The organism is Microcystis sp. M113S1 (assembly GCF_020246945.1).
Lineage (GTDB): Bacteria > Cyanobacteriota > Cyanobacteriia > Cyanobacteriales > Microcystaceae > Microcystis.
Window position 1 is genome coordinate 1 of the sequence record NZ_JADBSA010000151.1, and the last position, 9,248, is coordinate 9,248.

Below are 9,248 nucleotides of genomic sequence, written 5' to 3' on the forward strand. Positions count from 1 at the left end.
TCAGGGGGAAAATTCAGGTACTTTTTCCCTGAAAATTAGGTAGTTGACCACCTGAAAATCGGTAAAACCCATCCCCCATCCCCCATCCCCCAACCCCCAACCCCCAACCCCCACCGAAAAACTTTTTCAGCAGACCCTAAATAAGTCGGTATATAGTTCTGCTCGCTGTCTATGCACTGGAGAAATCCCTCTGGCATTTCTCCAGTGCGGAATGTAGGCTAAAAATTGGCCCGGTCAGGAAATCTTGATGTTAAATTCGCCAAAAATTGCGCTAAGATCGGCTTAATAGAACAGGAAAGGCGATCGAGTGGGATAACCGATCCTGTGGTTTTAGAAGGTGACTGTATAATTGTTAAAGTGTCAATAGATCAATTCCAGAGGAATCATGAGCAATATCCAAGATAAAATTCAAGAAGAGCTAGAAAATGCCAGAGCCGTGTGTAGCACGGAAGGTGCCACCTCTGGTGAATGTGCCGCCGCTTGGGATGCGGTGGAAGAATTACAAGCAGAAGCAGCCCACCAACGTCAAGACCACCCCCAAAAAACCTACTTCGAAAAGTATTGTGATTCTAATCCCGATGCCGCCGAGTGTCGCGTTTATGAAGATTAATGTAGTCCGGCAGCGGTTTTTTCTCTCCTCACAGTAGAATCCTAGCTTTAGGGCGATCTTAAATATAAAAAGATCGCCCCTCGTTTTGTGGTTTGTTGGTCAAGCTTTGGCCGATTTTGGCTCCCGCACCCGAAGACAGTAAAATGTTGACAGTGTAATTATGTCTAAATAGTTTATGAATCAGCTTTGGTTTCGTCCTCTCGTTTGGATAGATTATCGTTTAGCCGTCCTATTTACGGTGATTATCCCGGCAATTTTGTTAATTTGGTCTTTATTTGCAAAAATCGAATCATTGCAGAAATTGTTGATTATCTATTGGCGAGTGGCTAGTCTTTTATTAATTACTGTATATTTAATGATTGCTTCCTGGCCGATTGGTTTTGTCACCAGTTTTTTAGCTAAGATTTTAATCCCGATTTCCCTCTGGTTTTGGGTGGATATTAACGATGAAATTAAAGATTTACCCGCCAGTCCAATTAAATTTGTCACCACTGCTTGGCGTTGGGCAGTAACGATTTATTGTCCTTTGGGCGCGATTTCTACCTTACCTTTTCTCTCCTGTGCTATGTCAGGGGAATTGCTAAATTCTCCCTATTGTCAAGTTTGGCAGGAAGCACCTTGGCAGTTTCGCGAGATTTTTCATTCAGAAGCTACCGCTAATGTTTTGGGCTTTTTTGGTTTAGTTGGTCTCTCTTTTTATACTCTCTATTTTGCCCATTTTCTTCTTATTCGCCTTGGCAAACAGGGACGTTCAGCTTTACAATAGTAGGTCTTTAGCTATCGATAATTAGCCATTTTTCTATGAATATTGGTAAACAACTCGAACAATACACCCTCAAAAATCCCCAAGAGGTTTTATTAGTGACTATTGCTGTGGATGGGGAGGAGGAAGAAATCTCTATTTTTAAAGGTTTTTCTAGTTCCCTTACCCGCAGCACCCCCTACGATCCCGATATTCCGATCATTCCTGAAACTGCTAGAGTTATTAAGATAGCTCGTCTTGCTAGTCCTTATCATCCCCTTAATCCTCGCTATATCCAAGAAAATCTTACCTTAGAGGAAATGCAATCTTTACTGATTAATTGAACCGGTAATTTTGCTTGGATAATATCAGCACCCATCTCGATGGATTTAACAGCTTTTATTGACGATCCATAAACTTTGTCTATCTAGACAAGAGGTAAATTTTGCGGCGTTTTAGTGGTAAAATTACCAAAGTACAATAATCTCTGCCAGCATTCAAGCTGTCAAAGTGGATTTCATCCTCGGCATCGATCGAGAACAATCAAAAAACTTGAGAATAATCGGAGAATCTATGCAACTTAACCCACCGAACCAAGAACTATTACAAATTGAGTATTTAGCTACCTTTACCACCAGTCACAATATAGTTAAAGATGAGGGAAAAGATGTGATTGAAGGATTAACTAAAACCCCCAAAAGCTTACCATCTAAATATTTTTATGATCGGCAAGGTTCCCAACTTTTTGAAGCAATCTGTCAATTGCCAGAATACTATCCCACTAGGACAGAAGCGGCTATTATTCAAGAATATGCCCAAGAAATTGTCGCCTATACAGGAGCCTGCGAATTGATAGAATTAGGCAGTGGTAGTTCCACTAAAACTCGTCTGTTATTGGACGCTTATTATCGGCAACAAAAATCCTCTAAATATATACCTATCGATGTTAGTGAAACTATTCTCCAAGCTAGTGCCATAGAATTACAAAAAGAATATCCTAATTTACCCATTCAGGGGTTAATTGGAACCTATGAACAGGCCTTAGCCTATTATCAAAACGCTTCCGATAATACCAGAATGATTTTTTTCTTGGGAAGTTCGTTCGGTAATTTTTCCGCCGATGAATGTGATAAATTCTTAGAAAAAATTACCACTGTCCTCAAAGCTGGAGATTATTTTTTATTAGGGATTGATCTCCAAAAACCAGCGGCAATTTTAGAAGCAGCTTATAATGATGCTCAAGGGGTGACAGCCGCTTTTAATTTAAATATGCTTTCCCATTTAAATTGGCGTTTTCAAGCTGATTTTAACCTTGATTTATTTAGTCATCAAGCTATCTATAATCAAGACAAATCCCAAATTGAAATGTATTTAATTTCTCAAAAAACTCACCCTGTTCATCTCAAAAAACTCGATCTGACAGTTAATTTTCAAGCGGGGGAAGGTCTTTTAACAGAAATCTCCCGTAAATTCAACCTAGAAACTATGCAAAAAGACCTAGAATCAAAGGGATTAAAACCCCTTAGGGTTTTCACCGATCCTGAAAATTTATTCGGGTTAATTCTCTGTCAGTTATCCCTGTAAATAACGAAAACATTACCATCAGTAATAGAGGCATAAAAACATGGAAAAGATTCAAGCACAGGCTCCTATCTCTCTAAAAAACTGTAGTCGAGAAAATATACTGGACTATTTTGAAAATGCTTGGCAATTAGAAGATCTGCTGTTAAAAAGCATCATCAAAGAAGAAGCTTTTTATTGTAACCCTGACGATTTAAGAAATCCCCTCATTTTTTATTTAGGTCATGCTGTCGCTTTTTATCTTAATAAATTGCAGCTGGTTAACCTATTAAAAAAAAGCCCTAATCCTGACTACGAATTATTGTTTGGAGTGGGAGTAGATCCAGGAACTCCCGAAGAATTAAACTCTGCTATCGCCCATATTCAGTGGCCCGAGGTGGCTAAGGTTTGGGAATATCGGCAACAAGTCTATGAAATTGTGGTCGAAATAATTAAAAATATCCCCCTTAATCTTCCTATTCATCCTCAGCATTCTCTCTGGTCATTAATAATGGGAATTGAGCATCAGCGTGTTCACTTTGAAACATCTTCAATGTTACTCAGACAACTGCCCTTAGAGCGTCTGCAACGTCCTCAAGGGTGGCATTATGCCCCTTCTTTTGGTCAAGCTTATCCTAATCAAATGGTGGAGGTTTCTGGGGGAATAGTGGAAATTGGTAAACCCCAAGATTCTCCTATTTATGGTTGGGATAATGAGTATGGTTATCGGCAAGTTCAAGTTAACAATTTTCTGGTGAGTAAATATATGATTACCAACGGAGAATTTAAAGAATTTGTCGATAATGGTGGCTACGAAAATCCCAGTTATTGGGATGAGGAAGCTTGGCAATGGAAAAATCATTATCGAGTCAAACATCCTAAATTTTGGCTGGTAGATGAGCAAGGAAATTATCAATATCGAGCCATGTTTGATGCTCTCGATTTACCTCTTGATTGGCCGGTAGAAGTTAACTATTATGAAGCGATCGCCTACTGTCGTTTTCAAGGACAAGGAATACGTTTAATGACGGAAGCTGAGTGGAATTTAGCCACCTATGGCAGTCAAAAAAATCGATGTTATACCCTAGAAAACGATAACTTTGAGGACTATAACCTCAATTTAAAATTCTGTTCTCCCACTCCCGTGGGAATGTTAAAAAATGCCAGCAATAACTCAGAAATTTATGATTTACGCGGTAACGTCTGGGAATGGCTAGAAGATGATTTTAATCCCTTAACTGACTTTCAACCCCATTACCTCTATGCTGACAATTCCACTCCTTTCTTTAATAGTCAACATAAAATGATGTTAGGAGGAGCTTGGGTGACTAACGGCACAGAAATCCTAGCCTACTATCGCAATTGGTTTCGCCGGAATTTTTATCAACACGCTGGTTTTAGAATCGCACAAAGTCTTTAGGTGGGGTTTTATCGATTTTCAGGTGGTCAATTACCTAATTTTCAGGGAAAAAGTGCCGAAAATTTCCCCGCGATTACTCCAATTCAAGAAAAAATTCCTGTAACAGTTGCCCCTCGATCGCTACAATATAACCTAGTAGAGCGCGGATAAAATCGATCACCATGAATCAACCTGCAATTTTTCATCTCGCTATTCCGATTACCGATGTGTCCAGTGCTAAAAGCTTTTACTGTGATGGTTTAGGTTGTTTAGCGGGAAGGGAAACCGAGAAAGCGATAATCTTAAATTTCTCCGGTCATCAGGTAGTCGCTCACGTTACCGAAATGCCTCTTACTCCCCAAAATAGCATTTATCCTCGCCATTTTGGTCTCATTCTCCCCGCTGCCAGCGATTGGGACAATCTTCTGGTCAAAGCACGGGTCAATCAACTAAAATTTTATCTAGAACCAAAAACTCGCTTTACTGGGGAGATAACCGAGCATAAAACCTTTTTTCTGGAGGATCCTTTCTATAATCTCTTGGAATTTAAACATTATCGCCACTACGAAGCTATTTTTGCCAGTCGGGAATTAACAGCGATCGGCGATCGAGCTTAAAATAAACAACAGGTGACTTTTTTGTAACCGGTTAGTCCTCTCCTCAATCGAGACAAAAATAGGGGAACTTCGATAAGCTTTTCTCATCAAAACTACAAAAACCTTGGCCGGCAATGATCAATTCTTAGGAAATCTATGAAAAAACTTTTATTGTTAACCCTATTCATTATCGGTCTAGGATTTGCTCTCTTTAACTTTACTGGATTAGCAAATCGGGGCGAATATCAATCAATTTTGATCGACTTTAAAGACGATATACCCGTCAGCGTCCTCGATGAGCAGTTAAATGCTATCAACAAAAAAGCGGGAAAACCCACCAGTTTAAATAGTATCTTTTCCATCGATGAACATCTTTACATTATCGATGGAGATAGCAAACTCCTGAAAAATCTCCGCAATTCCGACCTAAAAAAATACACCGAATCGATCGAAGCCGATTATATTTATCATGCTTTTATCGCCCCCAATGACCCCGACTATAGTAAACAGTGGAACCTGAGGGGGATAAACATCGAACGTGCTTGGGAAGAAAATCACGGTGAAGGGATCACCGTCGCCGTTATTGATACAGGTGTATCAATAGTTCCCGATCTGCGAGAAACCGAGTTTGTCGAAGGCTACGACTTCGTCAACGATCGCAGCAATGCCGAAGACGATAACGGTCACGGAACCCATGTAGCCGGAACAATTGCCCAATCGACCAATAATAACTACGGGGTGGCCGGCATCGCCTACAAAGCCAAAATTATGCCCCTCAAGGTACTTTCCGGGACGGGTGGGGGAACCGTGGGAGATATTGCCGAAGCGATCCGTTTTGCCGTCGATAATAAAGCCGATGTCATCAATATGAGTTTAGGGGGTGGAGGGGAAACCCAAGTAATGAAAGAGGCGATCGAATATGCCTATAGTAAAGGTGTGGTAATCGTCGCCGCTGCCGGTAATGCCGATGATAATTCCGCCGCCTATCCCGCCCGTTTTCCCCACGTTATCGGCGTTTCCGCGGTAGATGCCTCCGGAAATAAAGCCCCCTATTCTAATTTCGGGGCCGGAATCGATATTGCTGCCCCCGGCGGCTCCGATACGGGTAAAATTGTCCAAGAAACCATCGATCCGGCTAAGGGGGGGGAACCGGCGTTCCTCGGTTTTCAGGGAACCAGCATGGCGGCCCCTCACGTTGCCGGGGTGGTAGCTTTAATCAAGGCTGCGGGAATTAAAGAACCCAATGCAGTTTTAGAGGTTTTGCAACAGTCGGCCCGTAAGATCAATGATGATCCCTTTAATCATTTTGGGGCCGGACAATTAGACGCGGGCAATGCCCTACAATTGGCCCTGAAAGGACAGATTACTTTCCGGGATTTTTGGCGTTGGTTGCGCGATAACGGTTATCTCAATCCCCGTTTCTGGATTGATGGCGGCGCGGTGGCGGTTTTGCCCAAAATGGCCATGGTTTTGGGTTCTTATCTCCTCGCTTGGTGGCTGAGAAGTTATTTTCCCTTCTCCTGGAACGGATTTTTGAATGCTGGTCTAATTTTTGGCAGTTCTGGCTTATTTTTCCTCAGAGGTCTTTATATCTTCGATTTACCCCAATGGCCTTTCCGAGTGATGGGGAGTTCTCTTTCCGACCTAGGAGGTGTTATTCAGGGAAGTTCTGCCCTTAATCCGCTTTTTGCCAGTGTTATCCTGCCCTTTGTCCTGATTGCTCTGCTTTTAGGTCATCCCCAAGCAAAATGGTTAGCGGTGGGGGTATCTTTAGCTATGGCGGTGACTTTAGGTATCAGTGCTGTTATCCATCCTACTCTGATCTGGTTAGGTTCCGGTACGATCGCTCAGGCATTTTTGGGACTAAATGCGCTTTTATGTCTCGGTTTAGGTTATTTAGCCCTCAAAAGTGCTAGTTCATCCCGATACGCTTAAACAGGGGTTACAATGGGACAATAAGGGTGATTTACCGATAAAAACCTCTTTGGTTTTGGTATCTTCCTTTGGTTTTGCATTGAGTTCTCCTACAACAGCAGCCTCGGACATTAACCGAGGTTTTTTCTTTATGATGTATGTTAGTTTCTAAGGGTTTTTTGGTAATCTCCAATCCCTATGGCGAAAGTTTCCCCTAATACCCCCTCGAATCAACCAGCTTATCTATTGTCTCTTTTCTAAGGTGTCTATCGTGTCAAATCATAAAATTCTCGTTATCGATGACAGTAAAGTGATCAGGATGCACGTTCGCGATATGTTACCAGAGGGTAACTTTGAATTTCTCGAAGCTAAAGACGGATTAGAGGGTTATAATCTCATCCGTACCGAAACCCCGAATTTGATTATTTTGGACTTGCTTCTCCCGAAAATGAGCGGTTGGGAGGTGTTTCAGCAAATCCAAACCGAAGATAATCTCAAAAGTATCCCCCTAGTGTTAATGTCGGGACGGAAAGAGGAGGTAGTAGAGAAAATCCCCGAACCTTTCCAGTATTTTGCCTTTATTGAGAAGCCTTTCGACCAAAAACAATTGGTACAAGCGATTAAAGAAGCGATGGCTAAGGCCAAACAATATTCCCCCAAACCAAAAGTTTTTAGCCCGAAACTAGAGCAACTCACCGGGGATTATAGCACCGATATTCAGACTCTCCAGTCCCAAATTGCCCAAATGCAAACAGAAATGGAAAATATGAAGAAACAAATGTCTCAATTAGTGGCTTTTATTAAGAAAAAACTGGCCTAGAACTATTCATCCCGATTTTTGATGACTTGGGCAAGCAGTTATCCTTATCCGGCGGGGCTAATCTCTGGCTAATCTCCTATCCCTTTTAAACAGGATTTAGTATAAGATCAAGTAGTCTTTATTTGGTGAGTGACTAATACTAAATCCGTTGAGTATAGGCTACTTATAAGGATAGGCAAGAGGCAAAAGGCACTCATGCAAAAGGAGGAATAGATAATCAGTCTTTAATAACTGGATTTAGTATAAGTTATTAATTAAATGATAACTAATTATGATACTAAATCCGTTGAGTATAGGCTACTTATAAGGATAAGCAGTCATGCAAGAGACACTCATGCAAAAAGAGGAATAGATAATCAGTCTTTAATAACTGGATTTAGTATGAATTGGCAAGAAATAGCAGGTAATTGGGTTTTTCTCCCCCGTCGTCCCCGGGGTATCATTCACTTTTTAGGGGGGGCATTTGTGGCGGCGGCCCCGAATATTACCTATCGTTGGTTATTAGAAAGTCTTGGGAATTCAGGATACGCTATTGTTGCTACTCCCTTTGTTAATACCCTCGATCACACATCGATCGCCCGCACAGTTTTAAACCGTTTTGATAATATTATTGAACGTCTGCGCTGGAATCATAGTCTGCCCCAAGGTTATCTCCCCATCTACGGATTGGGTCACAGTATGGGGTGTAAACTACATTTATTAATCGGTAGTCTCTACGAAGTGGAACGAGCGGGAAATATCCTCATTTCCTTTAATAATTATCCCATTCGTCGGGCTATTCCCTTTATCGAACCTTTGCAAATTGACACCACTTTTAACCTCGAATTTACCCCTTCCCCCGAAGAAACAAACGAGTTAATTTTCCAAGATTATGCCATTCGTCGCAATCTTTTAATCCGTTTTCAAGACGACACGATCGATCAATCTCTGGTCTTAAATCCCCTGCTAAAAAAACGCTTTAATGATTTAATTGCCCTGCGAACTCTCCCGGGCAATCATCTCACTCCCTTGAGTCAAGATGTCAGTTGGCAAACCGGAGAAGTATTTACTCCCCTCGATGCGATCGGCCAATGGTTAAAACAGGGACTTGCCCGGGATAATTCCCGTCTCAAAGATGAGATTCTCCACTGGTTAAATCCCGTCCTTCCCGCCTCGCGTTAGCTTTCCTCTAGATTAATCCCCATTGCCCGTAATTGCGCCTCTATGCGGGCTAATTTTGCCTCAGCTTCCCGGGCCCGTTGACGTTCCTGTTGGGCTTGCTGTTCGGCGGCATTGGCTCGTTGTTCGGCTAATTCCGCTTTTTGCTTGATTTCTAGGGTGGTCAAAAACCGGGAGCCATCGGGATAAAAAATAGCTAACTGGGGACTCTCCAGTTGAAAACGAATCTGTAGAAGCGGACTCTGCCAATTATCAATCCCGGTAATCATCTCCAATTCCACCCCTTCGCCACCAACCCTGTAGATAATTAGGGCTTGCTGAATAATGGTAAAACCCTTTTAAAATAAAGCTTTTGACCTGTTAAAGTCCGATGTTAGTGCAAGAAAATAGGATTGGGACTTTCAAAAACCTTGCATTATCCTTCTTATAGTACATCGCTTGGTACAAAA

At 41.7% G+C, this 9,248-nt stretch carries 9 protein-coding genes and 1 pseudogene; 9 read left to right on the forward strand and 1 reads right to left on the reverse strand.

The window, feature by feature from the left end:
- Positions 1–385 precede the first annotated feature (385 nt).
- The 9 genes from IM319_RS07550 to IM319_RS07590 all read left to right on the forward strand — a co-directional run bounded on the left by IM319_RS07550 (position 386) and on the right by IM319_RS07590 (position 8,802).
- On the forward strand, positions 386–610 hold the full coding sequence (locus IM319_RS07550) for a Calvin cycle protein CP12 (protein ID WP_286825787.1): 225 nt from the start codon (positions 386–388) through the stop codon (positions 608–610).
- Between the two features lie 175 nt (positions 611–785).
- The gene (locus tag IM319_RS07555) at positions 786–1,376 is read left to right on the forward strand and encodes a DUF3177 family protein (RefSeq protein ID WP_004159290.1); all 591 of its coding nucleotides are present in this window, start codon (positions 786–788) and stop codon (positions 1,374–1,376) included.
- 35 nt (positions 1,377–1,411) lie between these two features.
- Positions 1,412–1,696 (forward strand): hypothetical protein, encoded by a 285-nt coding sequence (locus IM319_RS07560; RefSeq protein ID WP_286825785.1) that lies wholly within the window; start codon positions 1,412–1,414, stop codon positions 1,694–1,696.
- Positions 1,697–1,925: 229 nt separating this feature from the next.
- Positions 1,926–2,936 carry an L-histidine N(alpha)-methyltransferase gene (egtD, locus tag IM319_RS07565; RefSeq protein WP_287735185.1) on the forward strand — a complete coding sequence of 337 codons (1,011 nt, stop codon included), beginning with the start codon at positions 1,926–1,928 and terminating at the stop codon, positions 2,934–2,936.
- A 40-nt stretch (positions 2,937–2,976) separates the two neighbouring features.
- Positions 2,977–4,332: a 5-histidylcysteine sulfoxide synthase gene (gene ovoA / locus IM319_RS07570; protein WP_287735182.1), complete on the forward strand. Its 1,356-nt coding sequence runs from the start codon at positions 2,977–2,979 to the stop codon at positions 4,330–4,332.
- 161 nt (positions 4,333–4,493) lie between these two features.
- The gene (locus tag IM319_RS07575; protein WP_286825783.1) at positions 4,494–4,928 is read left to right on the forward strand and encodes a VOC family protein; all 435 of its coding nucleotides are present in this window, start codon (positions 4,494–4,496) and stop codon (positions 4,926–4,928) included.
- A 135-nt stretch (positions 4,929–5,063) separates the two neighbouring features.
- Positions 5,064–6,842 (forward strand): S8 family peptidase, encoded by a 1,779-nt coding sequence (locus tag IM319_RS07580; RefSeq protein ID WP_287735183.1) that lies wholly within the window; start codon positions 5,064–5,066, stop codon positions 6,840–6,842.
- A gap of 250 nt (positions 6,843–7,092) precedes the next feature.
- On the forward strand, positions 7,093–7,641 hold the full coding sequence (locus IM319_RS07585) for a response regulator (RefSeq protein ID WP_287735184.1): 549 nt from the start codon (positions 7,093–7,095) through the stop codon (positions 7,639–7,641).
- Between the two features lie 381 nt (positions 7,642–8,022).
- Positions 8,023–8,802, forward strand: a complete 780-nt coding sequence (locus tag IM319_RS07590) for a DUF1350 family protein (protein ID WP_287078421.1) — start codon at positions 8,023–8,025, stop codon at positions 8,800–8,802.
- Here IM319_RS07590 and IM319_RS07595 read toward each other — a convergent pair.
- Positions 8,799–9,114, reverse strand: a pseudogene (locus tag IM319_RS07595) (Uma2 family endonuclease); the annotation flags it as partial. The gene IM319_RS07590 and the pseudogene IM319_RS07595 overlap by 4 nt on opposite strands.
- Positions 9,115–9,248: the final 134 nt, after the last annotated feature.